The 17,429-nt window shown below is 54.9% G+C and carries 16 protein-coding genes; 3 read left to right on the forward strand and 13 right to left on the reverse strand.

Features of this window, described 5'->3' with window-relative positions; all coding sequences use genetic code 11:
* Positions 1-10: 10 nt before the first annotated feature.
* The 6 genes from holA to DX909_RS02345 all read right to left on the reverse strand — a co-directional run bounded on the left by holA (position 11) and on the right by DX909_RS02345 (position 4,825).
* Entirely contained in the window at positions 11-1,030 is a 1,020-nt protein-coding gene (gene holA, locus DX909_RS02320; RefSeq protein ID WP_128543440.1) for a DNA polymerase III subunit delta, read from the reverse strand.
* 48 nt (positions 1,031-1,078) lie between these two features.
* A complete protein-coding gene (locus DX909_RS02325; protein WP_128543441.1) occupies positions 1,079-1,675 on the reverse strand; it encodes an acyl carrier protein phosphodiesterase in 597 nt (198 codons plus the stop codon).
* A 3-nt stretch (positions 1,676-1,678) separates the two neighbouring features.
* Positions 1,679-2,179 carry a deoxycytidylate deaminase gene (locus DX909_RS02330; protein WP_128543442.1) on the reverse strand — a complete coding sequence of 167 codons (501 nt, stop codon included), beginning with the start codon at positions 2,177-2,179 and terminating at the stop codon, positions 1,679-1,681.
* A 70-nt stretch (positions 2,180-2,249) separates the two neighbouring features.
* Entirely contained in the window at positions 2,250-3,590 is a 1,341-nt protein-coding gene (locus DX909_RS02335) for an ABC1 kinase family protein (protein ID WP_128543443.1), read from the reverse strand.
* Between the two features lie 37 nt (positions 3,591-3,627).
* Complete coding sequence (locus DX909_RS02340) at positions 3,628-4,302, reverse strand: TetR family transcriptional regulator C-terminal domain-containing protein (RefSeq protein ID WP_128543444.1); 675 nt, start codon at positions 4,300-4,302, stop codon at positions 3,628-3,630.
* A gap of 31 nt (positions 4,303-4,333) precedes the next feature.
* Positions 4,334-4,825, reverse strand: a complete 492-nt coding sequence (locus tag DX909_RS02345; protein ID WP_128543445.1) for a YajQ family cyclic di-GMP-binding protein — start codon at positions 4,823-4,825, stop codon at positions 4,334-4,336.
* A 133-nt stretch (positions 4,826-4,958) separates the two neighbouring features.
* Here DX909_RS02345 and DX909_RS02350 point away from each other — a divergent pair, with 133 nt between their 5' ends.
* Positions 4,959-6,233, forward strand: a complete 1,275-nt coding sequence (locus DX909_RS02350) for a T9SS type A sorting domain-containing protein (protein WP_128543446.1) — start codon at positions 4,959-4,961, stop codon at positions 6,231-6,233.
* Here DX909_RS02350 and DX909_RS02355 read toward each other — a convergent pair whose 3' ends face one another.
* Genes DX909_RS02355 through DX909_RS02375 form a run of 5 tightly spaced genes read right to left on the reverse strand, consistent with a single transcriptional unit; the run spans position 6,234 to position 11,073 of the window.
* Entirely contained in the window at positions 6,234-6,755 is a 522-nt protein-coding gene (locus DX909_RS02355) for a hypothetical protein (protein WP_128543447.1), read from the reverse strand.
* A gap of 42 nt (positions 6,756-6,797) precedes the next feature.
* Entirely contained in the window at positions 6,798-8,372 is a 1,575-nt protein-coding gene (locus tag DX909_RS02360) for a ComEC/Rec2 family competence protein (RefSeq protein ID WP_128543448.1), read from the reverse strand.
* Positions 8,318-8,767, reverse strand: a complete 450-nt coding sequence (locus DX909_RS02365) for a GNAT family N-acetyltransferase (RefSeq protein WP_128543449.1) — start codon at positions 8,765-8,767, stop codon at positions 8,318-8,320. Before DX909_RS02365 ends, DX909_RS02360 begins: the two co-directional genes overlap by 55 nt.
* 46 nt (positions 8,768-8,813) lie before the next feature.
* Entirely contained in the window at positions 8,814-10,145 is a 1,332-nt protein-coding gene (locus tag DX909_RS02370; RefSeq protein ID WP_128543450.1) for a M43 family zinc metalloprotease, read from the reverse strand.
* The gene (locus DX909_RS02375) at positions 10,126-11,073 is read right to left on the reverse strand and encodes a PhoH family protein (RefSeq protein WP_128544253.1); all 948 of its coding nucleotides are present in this window, start codon (positions 11,071-11,073) and stop codon (positions 10,126-10,128) included. Before DX909_RS02375 ends, DX909_RS02370 begins: the two co-directional genes overlap by 20 nt.
* A 439-nt stretch (positions 11,074-11,512) precedes the next feature.
* Between DX909_RS02375 and dnaB the strand changes: the two genes are divergently transcribed.
* Positions 11,513-13,150: a replicative DNA helicase gene (dnaB, locus tag DX909_RS02380; RefSeq protein ID WP_128543451.1), complete on the forward strand. Its 1,638-nt coding sequence runs from the start codon at positions 11,513-11,515 to the stop codon at positions 13,148-13,150.
* A gap of 32 nt (positions 13,151-13,182) precedes the next feature.
* Here the strand turns inward: dnaB and rlmD are convergent, their stop codons facing one another.
* Positions 13,183-14,613: a 23S rRNA (uracil(1939)-C(5))-methyltransferase RlmD gene (rlmD, locus tag DX909_RS02385; RefSeq protein WP_128543452.1), complete on the reverse strand. Its 1,431-nt coding sequence runs from the start codon at positions 14,611-14,613 to the stop codon at positions 13,183-13,185.
* Between the two features lie 65 nt (positions 14,614-14,678).
* Between rlmD and DX909_RS02390 the strand changes: the two genes are divergently transcribed.
* Positions 14,679-16,913, forward strand: a complete 2,235-nt coding sequence (locus DX909_RS02390) for a T9SS type B sorting domain-containing protein (protein ID WP_128543453.1) — start codon at positions 14,679-14,681, stop codon at positions 16,911-16,913.
* 61 nt (positions 16,914-16,974) lie between these two features.
* On the opposite strand, the gene DX909_RS02395 is transcribed toward DX909_RS02390, so the two are convergent.
* Positions 16,975-17,427 (reverse strand): CHRD domain-containing protein, encoded by a 453-nt coding sequence (locus DX909_RS02395; protein ID WP_128543454.1) that lies wholly within the window; start codon positions 17,425-17,427, stop codon positions 16,975-16,977.
* Positions 17,428-17,429 lie beyond the last annotated feature (2 nt).

Raw genomic sequence — 17,429 nt, forward strand, 5'->3', positions numbered from 1 at the left:
CCGGTCCGGGTCAATGGAGGATTTCAAAGACCAGCTGCTTCAGAATTTCCCCTTCGGACAAGGTCGGCGCATTGATTCCCTTCGACAACGCATCGGCCCGCCGGATGGAATGAATGGCCCCCGCCACCTTCCATAAGGGATAGGCCCGGGCCGTCTGAAGATAATCTTTCACAAAAAACGGGTTGACCCCGAGCGTAGCCGCCAGGCTCTTTTCCGACTGGTCGCGGGACGCCTGGACCATCAGCACTTTGGAAAAGAACTGGTAAAGCAGGATCAGCATGGGCGGCAATGGGTTATCTTTCGGATTCCGGCTGAAATAATCCACGATCCGGTTGGCCTTTACCACATCCCGCTGGGTCAGGGCTTTCTGTAGCTCGAAAATGTTGTATTCCTTACTGATACCGACCAGGCGCTCCACCGTTTCGGCGCTGATTTCTTCCTCAACCTTCAGGTTGATCAGGATTTTGTCGATTTCCCCGGCCAGCCGTTTCAGGTCGTTGCCGATGTAATCGAAAAGCATCTGGATGGCTTTCAGGCTGATTTTCGCGCCCTGCTGCCGGCAATACTCCCCAATCCAGTCGGGCACCTTGTTGTCATACAGCTTTTTGGACTGGATCAGCACCCCCTTCTGCCCGAAGGCTTTGGCCAGCCCCTTCCGCTCGTCGAACGGCCCGGTATGGCAAAGCACCAGGATCGTGGACGGCAGGGGTGATTTGGCATACTCCTCCAGCAGGGATTGGGCGGCTTTTTCCCCGAATCCGTTGATCTGCTGCGCTTCCTTCACGAGCACGAGCTGTCGTTCCGCCATGAAGGGATATCGGCGGGCCATATTCAGAACCGCTCCGACATCGGTATCCTTCCCGAAAACCATAAACTGGTTGAACCCTTTCTCCTGAGCAGGAACTGCCACCTTTTCGATTTCATCCGCAATCGTTTCAATATAATAAGGCTCTTCCCCGTGCAGAAAGTAGAGAGGCTGTAACTCCTTCTTTCGGATCGATTTCAAAACCTGTTCGATGGCGGGTGTCATCACGCTTAGGTATATACGTAAAAGATTATTTCAGGAAGCGCGTCAGGATCAGGCATTTTCCTTCAGGAAAAGGTCCACGTCCTCCTGAAGAAGGGGGAAGAAACGCGAGAAACCGTCCTCAAAAATACGATAGTGAACGGTTAAATCCTCGACGGCGGTATCCAAATGGGAAGGAAAGGCGGTTCGACGGGCCAGCCCTTTCAGCGAACGGTCGATGCCTTCGGGGGAACGGTACCCGGTGAGCCAGTCGTGCCGGATCATGTACTCGGCCATGCGGACGGCCCCGGCGGGAAGCCGGCCCTGATTTCGTCCGATCAGGTCGTAGAACCGGTTTACAAAAACTTCCAGCGGAATGCCCGCGAGGGTGTCGAACCGGAGGGCCAGAAAATGGTCCATAAACACGTCGATGGCCGCCCCGGCGTATTTATGACAGCGGGGCCGGACCACCTTCCGCATTTCTTCAATGATCGGGTGGGCATCGGTAAACGTATCGATCCGGCGGTGCAGGCGCACCCCGGCCAGCACACCCTCCGAAAGGCCATGCCTCGGGTGCGCCGGATTCCCCTTGATGAAATCGGCGATAAAATTCCCGATGATCAACCCCTCGTCCGGACCGGCCAGGTACGCATGTGCCAGAATATTCATTCGCTATAGGTGCGGATCTCCCTGAATAAAAGCGGCTTCAAAACCTTCGGAGGGCTGGTAGGAAACCACCTCCACCCCGAACTTCCGGAGAAATTCAACCCCCTCATCCAGTGGAATTCCTTTATACCGTGCGTAGGAATGAAGAAAAACCACCCGGGCGATTTTCATACTGTAAATGATCCGGGCGCAGGCGATGCAGGGCGAAAGCGTCACGAACAGGGTGGCGCCTTCGACCATGGAGCCGTTCTTGGCCGCATACAGAATGGCGTTCTGCTCGGCATGAAGGGCCAGCGAGCAACTCCCCTTGGAATCCCGCGGGCAGCCTACTTCCGGAAACTCCTCGTCGCAGTTATGAGTTCCGGCCGGCGGACCGTTGTACCCGATGGAAATAATGCGGGTATCCCTGGTCAGGACGGCGCCGACCTGGGCCTTGATGCAATGTGACCGCCGGGAAAGGTTGACGGCCAGTTCCATATATATATCGTCGAAGCGCGGTTTCTTCATGGCGGAACGTTACGGTAAACCGCAAAAAAACGAAATATCCGGGAGGATCGGAACTGGTTTCACCCTTATCTTAACCCCCGTTCATTTCCAGGCGCAGCGATCTGGAGATGAGCCAGTCGGGTTTGTTGGTTACCACATTGGCTCTCAACTCGTTCAGCATCGAATACAGGCCGTAGTAGGTCCGGTTGATATAAAGACCATGCTGCGAACCACGAGCCACCTTCGAATTTTTCAGTTCGGGCAGGTTGCCCAGTTCCTCCGCAAACGCATATACCTGATCGAAATATTCGTTATCGCCGAAATCGAAGGTCTGCGTCGCAAACGGCTTGCCCAGCATCACAATCATCTGCTTGAACAGGTCGGTATAAAACGCTTCTTCGCGTGGGTTGTCTTCCGCCACCAGAAATTCCAGATTCCGGAACACTTCCCGGGTGACTTCCTCATCCTCAAGGGTATCGAAGTTGATGAGCCGGAAATAATTTTCGTAAAAGAAATCGGGAATCACTTTCACACAGCCAAAATCGATTACGCCCATCGTCCCGTCGGCCCGCATCAGGAAATTGCCGGGATGCGGATCGGCATGAACCTGCCTTAGTTCGTGAATCTGATAATTGTAGAAGTCCCAGAGGGCCTGCCCGATTCGGTCCCTCACTTCCTGGGTCGGATTCGTCCGCAGAAAATCCTTCAGGTGCAGGCCGTCCAGCCAGTCCATGGTCAGGATGCGTTTGCTGGAAAGCGAGGAATAGTATTTCGGGAAAACCAGGCCGGCAATGTGTCCGCATTGTTCGGATATATAGACCGAACGTTTCAGTTCAAGTTCATAATCCGTTTCCTCCAGCAGTTTGGATTCCACCTCTCCCATATACCGGTCAATGTCCTTTTCGTTGAGGTTCAGCAACCGGACCGCCAGAGGCTTGGCAATCCGAAGGTCCGAGCTGACACTGTCGGCCACTCCGGGATACTGAATCTTGACCGCCAGTTTTTTCCCGTCCTTCCAGGCCTGGTGAACCTGCCCGATGGAAGCCGCATTTTCGGCCGACATCTCGAACCGGTCGAACAGCTGCTGGGGCGTTTTGCCGAAGTAAGTCCGGAACGTCTTGACCACCAGCGGCCCCGACAGGGGCGGTGCCGAATACTGCGACATGGTGAACTTGTCCACGTAGGCCCGGGGCAGGATGTTCCGGTCCATACTCAGCATCTGGGCCATCTTCAGGGCGCTCCCCTTCAGCTCGCTGAGGGCGTCGTAGATGTCCGCAGCGTTATCCTTATGCAGCTCCTCCTTCGGAAGGTCCGGCTGGAGCAGCTTTTTGCTGTAATGCTTCAGGTAATTTCCACCGACTTTCACCCCGGCTTTGACGAACTGACTGGCCCGGGCCACTTTGGTCGTAGGAATATGGTTTTGTTCTTTCATAGGTTGGAACGAACGGAAACCGGTAAGGGATTGTCCGTTACCGGTTCTGATAAATAAATTTAGCCAGATCGAAGAGGGAGTCGAGCGGGGAACGCCCGATCAGGTCGAAGGCGGTATTGACCGATTTTTCAATGGCGGTGTCGGTTTTCTCGAAATTCCGGCTGACGTCATTGATCCAGAAATGAAGGATGAACAGGGTCTGCCCCCAGAGGCCGTCGGCGTATCGGTCGGACAGGAAAGGCCGGGGTTCGACCTCCTTGCTCTCCCGGCCTTCGGCCAGCAAATCCCGAATAAAATCGTAGAAGGCCTCCCGGAACGGTTGCAGGGTGCGGGGGGTGGCTCTTCCCTGTCTTCCCAGCCCGCCGGAGCCCATCCGGTTGCGCGGCAATTGGTCCCGCAGGCGGTTAAAACTGAATACCGCGAAGCTTCGCTGCGATTTCAGCACTTCGATCCAGGTATAATAGAACGCCAGCAGCTTTTCCCGAACGGAATAGGTCTGATAGACAGGATCATTTTCGACCGTTTCGAGGGCCTGACGGAAAAAGGCGAGCCATACGTCGGCCTCGATGCCTTCAAAGGAGGTGTAATGCTCGTAAAATTCGGATTCGGTGATCTTCAGTTTCTTTACAAACTGAAAAACGGAGGGCGGTGGGGTTCCGTGTTCAAGGACGTATTCGGTATACGCCTTACGGATTTTTTCCAGTTTTTCCATACCTCCGAAACGACGCGTTCGACGAAAAAGTTTAGCTTTTCATGTTCACAAACTGGAGTGAAACCTCCTGTACCGACCGCCGAAGCATGGCGATGACTGCCTGTAGCTCATCGATTTTCTTACTGGTAACCCGAACCTGGTCGTCCATGGCCTGAGCGGTGACCCTGGGATTTTCCTCTTTGATCAGCTTTAGAATTTTCCGCTGCAGATCCTTGTCCAGTCCCTGCCTGACTTTCAGTTCTTTCCGCAACTGGTTGCCCGAAGGCTGGGGCTCCGCCGAAAAGTCCAGGCTTCGGCCGTCGATGCCCTGCTTCACGATCCGGCTCAGGAGAATATCCTCCACCGATTTCAGGTTCATGTCATTATCCGTCTGGACGCGGATGCTCGGGGCTTTCTTATCCAGTTCAATGGTGGTTTTGCTGTTCCGCAGGTCGTAACGGTTCGCTATTTCCTTGATCGCTACATTCACTGCGTTATCAAGCGTCTGCAGATCTACCTTACTGACAATATCAAAGGAGGCCATGGTGTCCGGCACGTTTTGGGTGACATTCGGCAACGAATGTAGCCAAGTTCAGCAAAAACGGTACAAAATTTTTCCGAATGGAAGCTTTCAACGGATCAAATTTGCATGTTCACCCAAATAACTATCTACTTTTATGATGAAATCATTTTACCGTCTGATGCTTCTGGTTTTTTGCCTGTCTCCCCTGCCGGCTTTCCCGCAATGCGCACCGCCCGCCCCCAACTGTGCCGGCTGTACACCGGTCGTTTCGGATAATCAGAATCTTTTCTCGGGAACCTGGTGCATTACCGGCCCCTTCAGCAACATCCATATCTTCAATGGAGCCGTCGTTTGCCTTTCCGGTTCGGGTGCTCTCGTCAATTCTTCCCTGAATGGCGGAACGCTGATATACCGGTCGGGAACCCTATCGAACTTCAATGCCGGAGCCGGAACGATCCGGATATTCGGTACGCTTTCCAATCCGGTCAATACCAGTTTCAACGGAGCCAGAATCGTAGTGGAGAGCGGTGGCATTCTGAATATGAACAGTCTGGATGTCAACTGGGAGCTATTCGTCGACGGCGGGGTCGTCAATACCAGTTCGTTGACGCGGGTCAATGGCAGCGGCAGTATCTGCCTGAGCAACCAGGGCCAGATTAATACCCGGTATTTCCAGAACGACAAAGGGAACGGAACCACCGCCCTTGCCGGCCGGGGCTGTATCGCCATTGCGGAGCCACAGCCGTCACAAACCTTTCTGAATCAGCCGCTGACCAGCAGCCCGAACGTTTCGGTCTGTGTCCCCGGAAGTTTCGTCCCCTCCAACCTCCGCGCTGCCACCGTCAACACGCATTGTACCGGCTGCGCTGCGGCCCTGCCGGTCAAACTGGTCAGCTTCAGGGCGGTGGCCCGCCCGCAGGGTGTCCAGCTGAACTGGCAGACGGTTGCCAAGGAGAATCATGCCGGATTCGTGATCGAGCGGAGCCGGATCGCCATCGATTACGCGGCAATCAGCGACTTGCTCCTGCATTCTTTTGGTCAGGAAGGCCCCTATAAACAATACCGTTACGAAGACCGGGAAGCCCTCGAAGGAACGTTTTATTACCGGCTGAGGCAGATAGACCGGGATGGAAAAACCACCTTTTCCCGGCCGGTTTCGGTGACGATGTTGGAGAAGGAAGGCCGGATAACTTTATCACCCAACCCGACCACCCGAATTGCAGACCTTCATTTTGAAAGCATAGAGGAAGGCCTGATCGATCTGACCATAACGGATGTGAACGGTAAGGTCCGATGGAATCAAAGCCGCTACAAACCAGCCGGTACATTCGATATGGCGTTAAACATCAGCACTTTGCCGCCCGGACTTTATTTCATCGGGGTGCAGATGGGACGCCATTTGAACATCCTGAAGATGGTTAAAAAATAATCAGATTCTTTGAATAAAAGCCCCTTGCCGGCGAACCGAATGACAGGGAATCTTCAGCCTCCGGGCCTCTTCCAGCAGCCGGTCCGTCAGCAGGGTTTTGTTGGAATCGTCAAAAATGATGGTTCGGGCCGCCACCCGTCCCCGGATTTGGTCCCAGGTCCGCACTGCATTCCGGCTGACGATCAGAAAATCGATCACCACCGGAATTTTCCAGCCGGTTTTTCGGGGAAGCTTCCGAAGCAGGAGAACGGTTTTCCCGTGGTGGACCAGAAGCGTCATATTTCGGCTCCGGTAAACCGGAAGGCGACCGATGCCGGTTTCCGGTCGGAAAAAAGCCGCCTTTTCAATGCCGAGGCTGTCCCAGGAATTTTGGACATAAAACCGGATTTCCCGACTTTCTTCGGTGAGAGCAGAGGGGGAAATGAGCAGGGCGGTTCGGCCTTCGATGAGACTGATGGTGGACTGATGCGGCACGAAATGCACCATCAGAAGTTGCTGGTGTCGGCGGGACAGCGTAGTCAAAGTCGGAGAAATACAAAGCGGTACGGCGAAAAAAGCCGTCGCTTAGGCCCAGGCTTGCGATCGCCGATAACCGAGAAAAACCGCCGAAATCATCAGACCTATCAAAATCCCCAGTTCGAACGGGGTGATCACCAGTGGTTTGAGCACGGACCCCGGAAGCATTTCCGTCCACCGGACGACCTGATTCAAAAGCCACATGGCGCCAAAAAGCAATTTTCCCACCCCTTCCGCGAGGAAAGGCACCCAGCTGACGACCGGCAGACCGATCGCCAGCACCAGGACGAGGGAAGAAAGCGGAATAATGACCGGATTTGCCAGCCAGAACCAGAGTGGAAACTGGTGAAAATAATAAATCACCAGCGGAAAGGTAAGACACTGGGTCACGAGGGCCGTCGCCGTCAGGTTCCATAGCCAGTCTCCTGCCCGGTTTCGGACCGTAAATAACCGGTAGAGATCATTCTGAAACAGGACCATCCCTCCCACTGCCATAAAAGACAGTTGAAACCCGGCCGAAAACAGGGCAAATGGGTCGAACAGCAGGATGAGAAAGGCGGCCGCGCAAAGGGTATTGAAGGGATGGTGGCTCCGGCCCAACGCCTGACCGGTCAGCACCATCGAAAACATAAGGGCCGACCGCAGCACCGGTGCCGAAAACCCGGTCATCAGGGCATAAAACCATAAAATAGACAGCATCAGGACCGTGAAGACTCCTTTTCCAAACCTTCCCTTCCTGAGAAATCCCAGCACGAACGCCAGGGCCAGATACAAAATACCCACGTGCAGCCCGGAGACCGACAGGACATGGACCGCCCCCGCGGCCGAATAAGCCTGCTGCAATTCCGGATCGATGCGGTCTCTGAGCCCCAGCACCATCGCCTTGACGAAGGCAAATTCATCTCCATGCCCCAAATGGACGGTCAGCAGCGAATCCGCCCAAGCATAGGCCCGGTACGCCAGGGCGGTCAACGCGGAAGGCGGCTGATTTCCCAGAACCCGCACCTCGAACGGCTGAAGGTATTGCTGATGAAAAATTCCCCGAAAGGCCAGAAACCGCTTGTAATTAAATTCCCCGGGATTTAGTGGAGGGTCGATCTCCCGGGGCGCCCCCCGCACCAACCAGCGATCGCCGTAGCGCGGTTTTTGAGGGAAGGTATGATCCATATAAACGATCACCCGACCCGAAGCCGGTTTCCAGCCCTCCCTGGTTCGGGCACGGTTCAACTCCAGTTCCAATCGAATTGTCTTCTTCCGAAATTCCTCCTGTCCCTCAACGACGGCAACATACCCGGTAACCGCTTTCAATTCTAATCCCCTATGATGGGGAGAAAAAGAAAGATTTTTATAATGTGTGAGCAAACAACTTACCGAGGAAAGGGAAAGAAACCCGAAGACGCCGATCAGGAGAAATTGCCGGGTTTGGAAAAGCAACAATAAAGCTATTAGGCTGACTGAAAGGCAGATAAAGGCATGCAAATAAAGTTCTGGTTTAAGATACCAGGCAATAATTCCAACGGCATATGCCACCAGGTATCGGAAAAAGGGATATGAATTCCAGCGAAGCATCAGGCAGGAAAGGCAGAAGGCGGTAACACCATTTTGTAATGCTGAATGCCGCATTCCTCGAACATCGGTCCGACGGCTTTGAAACCGAAGCGGGCATAGAGCGGCATGGCGCTGACCTGAGCATTCAGGTAGATCGATTCGATCGGCTCCGGCTGCTGACTGAAAACATCATCCAGAACCGTTTTCACCAGAGCATGACCGACTCCCTTTCCCCGATAGTCTTTCAACACCGCAAAGCGTTCCAGTTTAACGCCGTAGGAAGTCGTTCGCCAGCGGGCCGTGCCGCAGGGCGTTCCGTCGGAAAGGGCCAGAAAATGACGGCTGGTGGTTTCGAACTCATCATATTCATCTTCGGCCCGGACATTCTGCTCCTTCACAAAAACCTCTTCCCGTATAGAGAAAATGATTTTCAGGTCTTCAGGGCGGTGGGCCGGGAGTACTTCAATCATCTTTCTGTTTTTCTGGATTAAAAGGAAAGAAAACCGTTCCGGCCGGTCAGTACACCAGGAGCCTGCGGGCGGTGGTTTCCTTGTCCGTACTCACTTTAACGATATAATACCCATTCTGCAAGGTACTCAGAGGAATGGTAATCGAAGAACTGGGCGAATCAGTGTACCGCTGGGTTTTCACAATCCTGCCGGCGAGGTCCGTGACCTGAACCAGAAAAGACTGAAAACCGGTAAACAGCACTTCGAGGGTGGTCTGGCTTTGGGCCGGGTTAGGAAACACATTGACCGTCAGCTTCTCGGTTTGCGGCAGGGGCTCCGACGATTTTACTACTCTTTGCCTTCTCGGACTGACCTCGATGACCGCCCGCATCCGGGCTTTCTGGTCCTGGGTAAACAGGTTCATGCAGGCATCGGGCGTGTAATCCAGGTAATTTTCAATCTGATTGCGGGTCCGTACCCCGTTGCAGTTCGAAAACTTTTCGGGGCATTCGGTCGTCTGGTTCGGCCCTTCGGTCGGGGGCGTGTCGTTGCAGTAATCGTTTCCGCAGACGTCGTCTCCCCAGGTATGAATCAGCCCCAGCCAGTGCCCCACTTCATGGGTCGTCGTCCGGCCATACCGATACGTCGGGCTGGTAACGGCTCCGATCTCACTGCCGAAATACCGGTAATCGATGATAACCCCATCGGTCAGTTCGTTTTCCGTCGGGTTGAGGCCGTCATAATTTTCGGCGGCCGGAAACTGCGAGTAGCCGAGGTAATCATTGCGGAGGGTGGTCACCCAGATGTTCAGATACCGGTCGCTAGGCCAGTAGGCGATCTGGGAAAGAAGCAGGTCGTCCCCACTGGAGGCATTATAAACATCGAAACTGGACCGCTGAGGATAATAATGCCGCGTAATGCCGTTGCTGGTGCTGCCGTCCGGGTCGGTTCGGGCGAGGTAAAACTCAATGCCGGTATCGGCGCCGATGGGGTTGGTATTGAAACCCCGGGTATTGGCCATTCGCCGGTAGTCCTCGTTAAGAACCCGAATCTGGGAGGCAATCTGTTCATCCGAAATATTGGAATTCCCGGTGCCGCCGATAAACCCTGAAGAATTGCTATGAACGACGTGGACCACCACGGGAATGCGGTACACCACTTCTCCGACGCGGGCGGAGGGCGCTTGTTCGGACTGCGTCCGGATATAACTTTCAATTTTTTCGTTCAGAAGCCGGCGTTTTTCACTCCGCCGGGGATCCCTGCTTTCCAGGGTCTGTTCTCGAAAAACAATGCCGCATCGCTGCGGAAATGCGGGCGTCTGGGCCGCTGCCATCAGGGTATTCAGCCCCAGCAGCAGGCCCAGAATCACCCGGAAATGTTTATTTTTCCGCCCGTTCATACGCCGTAATAATCTCTTTCACCAGCCGGTGACGCACCACGTCGCGGCCGTCCAGTTCCACGAAACCGATGCCTTTGATGTCTTTCAGAATCTCCACTGCTTCGATCAGGCCGGAGCGCTGGTGTTTGGGTAAGTCGATCTGAGAGCGGTCACCGGTAATGATGGCTTTGGAATTGGGTCCCATCCGGGTCAGGAACATCTTCATCTGCATGGGAGTCGTGTTCTGGGCTTCATCCAGCAGAATAAAGGCGTTGTTGAGTGTCCGGCCCCGCATATACGCCAGCGGAGCGATTTCAATGATCCGGTTTTCGATGTAATATTTCAGCTTTTCAGCCGGAATCATATCGTCCAGGGCGTCGTAGATCGGCCGCAGGTAGGGATCGATCTTCTCTTTGAGGTCGCCGGGCAGAAATCCCAGATTTTCCCCGGCTTCGACCGCCGGGCGGGTAATAATGATCTTACGCGCTTCCTTGTTCTTCAGAGCCCTGACGGCAATCGCCACGGCCGTATAAGTCTTCCCCGTACCGGCCGGACCGACGGCGAACACCAGATCATATTTTTCCGAAACTTCGACCAGCCGCTGCTGATTGGCGGTTTTTGCCCGGACGATCACGCCTTTCGTTCCGTAGACCAGCACCTCGTCGTCGGTCGGCACCACCGCCACCGGTTCGCTTTCCGTATTCCGGAGGTAACTCTGAACGTTTTCGTGCGTGAGTTTGCCGTATTTCTGGTAATGTTCGAGGAGCGAATCCAGAATGTCGGTAATGCGGGAAATCTCCGGGGTCGTGCCTTTGATACGGATTTCGTTACCTCGGGAGATAATCTTGCTCATCGGGAAGGCGGCCGCCACTTCTTTGATGTTGTTGTTCTCAACTCCCAGGAAGTCGATGAGCGACACATTGTCAAGGGTGATTACTTTTTCAACCAAATCTTCGATCACGTTTTAGTGTGTTATTTCGACTGTTTTTCCTTTTTAAATTTAGAGGAATCTTCGTAGTATACAACAAAAATCGGGACTTTTTCTCTCCCGTTCCTCCCAACTTTGTTCAAACACTTCATCATGAATCAGTTGCATTTTTTCTTCGGGACCCCGGGCGGACCTCTGCAGGTGCCGGCCGGAAGGTATTGTCGTTCACCCGTGAACCCGGATCGTCAACACGCGGACAAGGTTACGACGCACGACCCGGAACTGCAAAATGCCGAATGGTAAATTGAAAAAAATAATATTGAAATTTTTTCGGACATCCCCGGCCGAATACCTACTTTACATACAAATACTTAGGCAGCTCAATAACCAATTCGGAACGATTCAGGCATCAAACCGCCGTTTTTTAATATTACGCTGATTGGCTATACTTGCGTTGCACATGGAGAACGGTCGTCCCTATAACCCCAATTTCAGGAAAAACCCCGGACTGCCCCGGGACCGCCGGATGTCCGACGGCGCCAACCAGTATCTGGCACCGACCGGGTTAGGGAAGCTGCCCCCTCAGGCCATTGATCTCGAAGAAGCGGTCCTCGGCGCACTTATGATCGAGAAGGATGCGCTGTCGACGGTCATCGATATTCTGAAGCCGGAAAGCTTTTATAAGGAAGCCAATCAGAAAATCTACAACGCCATCGTCACCCTGTTCGGAAACGCCGAGCCGGTGGATATGCTCACCGTAACGCAGCAGCTGCGCAAAACCGGTGAAATCGAGATGGTGGGCGGAGGTGGTTACATTACCGACCTGACCACCCGGGTTTCCTCGGCCGCCAACATCGAATACCACGCCCGCGTCATTGCCGAAGCCTCCATCAAACGGGCACTGATCGCCGTGGCGACCGAAATCCAGCGCGACGCCTACGAAGATACCACCGACGTCTTCAATCTCCTCGACCGCATCGAGCGGAATATGTTCCAGATTTCGGAATCGAACATCCGGAAAAACTATGCCGACATGGGAACCATCATGCGGCAGGCTCTGGATGAACTGGAACAGAAAAAGAACCTGAAAGACGGCCTGACCGGTGTTCCATCGGGTTTCAGCGCCCTCGACCGGCTGACGTCCGGCTGGCAGCGCTCCGAACTGATCATCCTGGCCGCCCGACCCGGTATGGGAAAAACGGCCTTCGTCGTCAGCGCCCTGCGGAATGCCGCCGTCGACTTCGGACAGGCCGTCGCCATCTTTTCGCTGGAAATGTCGTCGGTGCAGCTCGTGAACCGTCTGATTTCGGCCGAAGCGGAAATCGACAGCGAGAAAATCAAAAAAGGAAATCTGGCGCCCCATGAATGGGCGCAGCTTCACCATAAAATCCAGCGGCTGACGGAAGCCCCCATCTTTATCGACGATACGCCGGCCCTATCGATTCTGGAACTTCGGGCCAAATGCCGTCGTCTGAAAGCCCAGCACGATATTCAGATGGTGGTGATCGATTACCTCCAGCTGATGCAGGGCGATACCTCCGGCCGGACCGGCGGAAACCGTGAACAGGAAATCGCGTCCATTTCGCGGGCGCTTAAAAACCTCGCCAAGGAACTTAACGTTCCGGTGATTGCGCTTTCGCAGCTGAGCCGGGCCGTCGAACAACGCGGAGGAGATAAGAAACCCCAGCTTTCCGACCTTCGGGAATCCGGTTCCATCGAGCAGGATGCCGATATGGTCATCTTCCTTTACCGGCCTGAATATTACGGAATTACGGCCGACGAAGCCGGTAACTCGGTGGCTGGTATCGGAGAAGTCATTCTGGCAAAAAACCGGAGTGGTTCACTCGATACGGTCCAGCTCCGGTTCGTTGGAAAATACACCAAATTTGCGGATCTGGACGGTTATTTCATGCCGCCCCCATCCGGCCCCTCCCCCTTTACGAGCCCGTCCGCCGGGTTCGATACCAATGTAACCGGTTTATCCAGCTTTGAAAACCAGAGCGGGGTTCTGAAAAGCAGGGCCAATACGTTGAATAACCCCAACCAGCCGAACGGCGGCTTCGGCTTTGTCGATCCTACGGCGGAAACTCCTTTTTAATGACCCGGGAAACCAGGTTTCGGCCGGTTTTCCTACCTCCTCCTTTCCAGCAGGGCAATGTTTTCCACATGGTGGGTATGCGGAAACATATCCACCGGCTGCACATCCTTCACCGCATACCCTTCGTCTAAGATCGCCAGGTCGCGGGCCTGGGTGGCGGTGTTGCAGCTAACGTACACGATGCGCTGCGGGTCGGCTTCCAGCAGGTTTCGGGTCACGGCCTCGTCCATCCCGGCGCGGGGCGGGTCGGTAATGACCACATCCGGGCGTCCGTAGCGGTCGAAAAGCCCCGGGGTGAGCAGTTGCTGCATATCGCCGGCCAGGAATTCCGAATTGGTGATGCCGTTGACGGTGGCGTTGATCCGGGCATCTTCCACGGCCGAGTCGACATATTCGATGCCGACCACCTGCCGGGCCTGCCGGGCCACGAAAAGGGCAATGGTTCCGGTGCCGGTATACAGGTCATACACCCGCTCCGAACCGGTCAGCCCCGCCCATTCGCGGGTGATGCGGTAAAGCTGGTAAGCCTGCCCCGCGTTGGTCTGGTAGAAGGATTTCGGGCCGACCCGGAAAGTCAGATCTTCCATCTTTTCTTCAATGTAACCCGGCCCGAATACCGTCTCCACGTCCTGATCCTGATAGGAGTCGTTCATTTTCCGGTTCAGGATATAATGCAGCGAGGTGATCTGAGGAAAGGAAACTCTCAGAAAATCCATCAATTCCTGCAATTCCCGGGGCCGGTCCTCTCCTACCTGGACAATGACCATAACCTGGCCGGTCGAAGCGGTCCGGATGATGACCGTCCGCAGGAAACCGACGTGGGTGTTCAGGTTATACATCGAAAACCCCTTCCGGAAGGCAAATTCCGCGACCGCCAGCCGGATGGCGTTGGACGGGTCCGGTTGAAGGTAGCAATGCCGGATAGGCAGTACCTTGTCAAACCGTTTCGGAATATGAAACCCGACGGCCCGTTTATCGATGGATTGGCCGGAATGCACTTCCTCGTCCGTTAACCAGCGGCCGTCGGCACAGGTATATTCCAGTTTATTCCGGTAATAACGGGTTCCCGCCGAAGGATAAGCCGGACGAATCTCCGGCAATTCCACCTTGCCGATCCGGCTCAGGTGATCGACCACCTGCTGTCGCTTGAAACGGAGCTGCTCCTCATACCGGATGTGCTGCCATTTGCATCCGCCACAGGTTCCGAAATGTTCACAGAACGGCTCGGCCCGGACCGGAGAGAATGAATGAACCCGCTCCACCACGGCTTCGCGATATTGCTTTTTTTTCCGGGTGATCCGGATATCCACGACGTCGCCGGGAGCGGCTACGGGGCCGCCGGTCCGGCCTTCGACAAAGATGATTCCTTCTTCGGTACGAATCAGACACTTGCCTTCGGCGGCCACGTCATCGATCCGAACGCCTTCCAACCAATCCTGTGTTTTATGGGTCTTTCTGGGCATATTCACGCAAAAAATTCTGTAAATTAAGCACTGGATTTTGGATTCATCAACCCTGACTATCCTGAATGAAACAGTTCTATCGGTTTACGGCCCGGTGCGGTTGGTTCGTCTTTTTTTGTTTCGGGATAATTATTCCGGCCTGGGCGACGCATATCGTCGGGGGTGAACTCGAACTGAAACGACTCACCAACCAGGCTCCGTATACGCACCAGATCAACCTGAACCTGTATTTTGACGACCTGAACGGCAACCCTCAGGCCGAAGACCCCACCGTAACCGTGTTCGTTTACCGGAAGGGAGACAATGCTCTCATGGGGTACATCGAATTACCGCAGGTCAGTTCCAGCCTGGTCAACTACACCAAACCCGAATGTGCAATTCCGAGCCTTCGGACCCGGCTCCTGCGTTATAGTTCTCTGTTAACGATGAACCTGGCGTCATTCAATGACCCCGGGGGCTATTATATAGTCTGGGAACGCTGCTGCCGGAACAATGCCATCAGTAATATTCAGAACCCCGGTGCGGCCGGTTCCACCTTTTACCTCGAATTTCCGGCCCAGCAGGCCGCCAACGGTGCAGCCGTCATCAACTCCTCTCCCACCTTCAAACACATTCAGGGCGACTATATCTGTATCAATCAGCCGTTTGCCTTCGATTTCGGAGCCACCGACACGGACGGCGACAGCCTCGCCTACAAGCTGGTGACACCCTATAACGGCTTCAGCACGGCCCGCGAACCCCGTCCGATGGTGGCCACCCCGAGTTCGGCATACCCGGAAGTCCGCTGGGTGAACGGCCTCAATCAGGACCGGGCCATTCCAGGGCCGTCTCCCTTAAGCGTCAACCCCCGCACCGGCCGGCTGACCGTTACGGCCGGGCAGGTGGGGCTGTTCGTCTTCTCGGTTCAGGTGGAGGAATACCGGAATAAACAACGGATCGGACTGGTCCGGCGCGATTTTCAGTTGAAGGTGATCGATTGTCAGAAAAATAACCCGCCCTCGCTGGCAATGCGGCCTTCCGGGGTGGCCGGCTTTTATCAGGAAGGGACGGTTCTGAAATTAAACAACCGGGATGCCAACTGTCTGGACCTGTTCATCACCGACCTGGACGCCAACCAGCGGGTAAAACTGACGGTGCTGAACGGCCCAGCCCAGGGGATTACATTCAGCCCGGAGGAGGTGCTGATCCGGTTGCCGAAAGACACCATCAAAACGCAGGTCTGCTTCGACCGCTGCGTCGGCAACGGCCAACCGGTCAAACTGGCGCTGATCGCCACGGACGAAGGCTGCCCGCAGGGGTTGAAAGACACCCTCGTCGTCACCCTCCAGATGGAACCCGACCCCAACAATAAACCGGACGCGGAAACCAGCCTCCCCGGCAATCAGGCCGGCATTCAGGCCGGTAAAAGCATTCAGTTTCAGGTTACCGGGACGGATGCCGACCAGGATTTGATCACCCTGGAAGCCGTCGGGCGCGGATTTAACCTCGCCCAGGTGGGCATGAGTTTTCAGGCCGTTTCCGGCCAGGGCACGGTGAAGCAACAGTTTCAATGGGCCCCTCAGTGCGCCCAGGTGAAAAACACCGAGTATGTGGTCGATTTTATCGTAACGGATAAACGCTGTAACGGCAATCTGAAGGACACCGTCACCGTTCGACTGAAAGCCGAGCCTGCCACCAGCCGCCCGCCGACGGTTCGGACCACACTTCCCAACCCGGTGGTGAGCCTGACGGTGACGCAAAGCGATAGCATTCCGGCCGCCGTTCGGTTCGATGTGATTGCGGAAGATCGGGACCCTGACATGCTGAACCTGATGGCCGTGGGGCTGGGTTTCGACTGGAAAGCCGTCGGGATGCAGTTCGAGGAGAAAACCGGCCCGAGCCCCCTCCGCTCGGCCTTTGTCTGGCAACCCGGCTGCCGGGTGTTGAACGGGAAGGACAGCGTCAGCTACCAGCTCGATTTTATTGCCCGGGACAACGGCTGCCCGGGCCAGCAGGATACCACCCGGGTTACCTTTATCGTGAAAGACCTCCCCGTCGATTACGACATTTCGATCACGAACATTATGACGGCGAACGGGGACGGTAAAAATGACACGTTTTCGGTTCCGGACCTGCCGGTGGACAACTGCAGCGACCAGTTCCGGCGGGTAGACATCATGAACCGCTGGGGAAAGCCTGTTTTCAGCTCCACCGATCGCCATTTCGTCTGGGACGGAGACAATCTGCCCCCCGGTCAATACTTCTACCAGATCCAGTACACCCGCCGGAGTTATAAGGGCACGATCACCATGTTACGGTAACGAACCGGAAACAAAAAGCCGCCTTTCGAAAGGCGGCTTTTTGTTTTTTAGAACCGGGAAATCAGAAAGGTTTTCTCATAATGTTGGCTCGAATCTCCCCGCCGGGAAACTGGGCCGTGTGCAGATTGACATACAGCCGGCCTTCCATCAGTGCATTTTCCTGATCCTGTTTCAGGGTTGCCCGACCAGAAATGGGGGAAGTCAGGGAGGAAAAAGGAATGATGACCGGACCATTCGTTCCGGGTCCGGTCGGCGACTGGTGGATATGCCCGGCGATCGGCGTAATGCCGGTATAGGTCACATTATAGGTCAACTCTTTGGTGGCCTTGTTGTAGGTACCCGTCATCTGACCCGTTGCTCCGGAGGGCGTCGCCGGGACTTCCTGGGCTCCGTTCAGTGTGCCTTCAAATTCGAGGGTATCGGATTTATCGGGAGCATCTTTATCGGTACAGGAAGAGAACGTCATGGTCGCGACCAGCAAAGCGGACATGAAAAACGCAAAAGTTTTTTTCATAA

The sequence above is a fragment of the Larkinella soli genome (assembly GCF_003703975.1).
Taxonomy (GTDB): Bacteria; Bacteroidota; Bacteroidia; order Cytophagales; family Spirosomataceae; genus Larkinella; species Larkinella soli.

Excerpts from the sequence above, each read along its gene's own strand:
- holA (WP_128543440.1), bottom strand. The coding sequence starts at position 1,030 with ATGACACCCGCCATCGAACAGGTTTTGAAATCGATCCGAAAGAAGGAG.
- DX909_RS02325 (WP_128543441.1), bottom strand. The coding sequence starts at position 1,675 with ATGAATATTCTGGCACATGCGTACCTGGCCGGTCCGGACGAGGGGTTG.
- DX909_RS02330 (WP_128543442.1), bottom strand. The coding sequence starts at position 2,179 with ATGAAGAAACCGCGCTTCGACGATATATATATGGAACTGGCCGTCAAC.
- DX909_RS02335 (WP_128543443.1), bottom strand. The coding sequence starts at position 3,590 with ATGAAAGAACAAAACCATATTCCTACGACCAAAGTGGCCCGGGCCAGT.
- DX909_RS02340 (WP_128543444.1), bottom strand. The coding sequence starts at position 4,302 with ATGGAAAAACTGGAAAAAATCCGTAAGGCGTATACCGAATACGTCCTT.
- DX909_RS02345 (WP_128543445.1), bottom strand. The coding sequence starts at position 4,825 with ATGGCCTCCTTTGATATTGTCAGTAAGGTAGATCTGCAGACGCTTGAT.
- DX909_RS02350 (WP_128543446.1), top strand. The coding sequence starts at position 4,959 with ATGATGAAATCATTTTACCGTCTGATGCTTCTGGTTTTTTGCCTGTCT.
- DX909_RS02360 (WP_128543448.1), bottom strand. The coding sequence starts at position 8,372 with ATGCGGCATTCAGCATTACAAAATGGTGTTACCGCCTTCTGCCTTTCC.
- DX909_RS02365 (WP_128543449.1), bottom strand. The coding sequence starts at position 8,767 with ATGATTGAAGTACTCCCGGCCCACCGCCCTGAAGACCTGAAAATCATT.
- DX909_RS02370 (WP_128543450.1), bottom strand. The coding sequence starts at position 10,145 with ATGAACGGGCGGAAAAATAAACATTTCCGGGTGATTCTGGGCCTGCTG.
- dnaB (WP_128543451.1), top strand. The coding sequence starts at position 11,513 with ATGGAGAACGGTCGTCCCTATAACCCCAATTTCAGGAAAAACCCCGGA.
- rlmD (WP_128543452.1), bottom strand. The coding sequence starts at position 14,613 with ATGCCCAGAAAGACCCATAAAACACAGGATTGGTTGGAAGGCGTTCGG.
- DX909_RS02390 (WP_128543453.1), top strand. The coding sequence starts at position 14,679 with ATGAAACAGTTCTATCGGTTTACGGCCCGGTGCGGTTGGTTCGTCTTT.
- DX909_RS02395 (WP_128543454.1), bottom strand. The coding sequence starts at position 17,427 with ATGAAAAAAACTTTTGCGTTTTTCATGTCCGCTTTGCTGGTCGCGACC.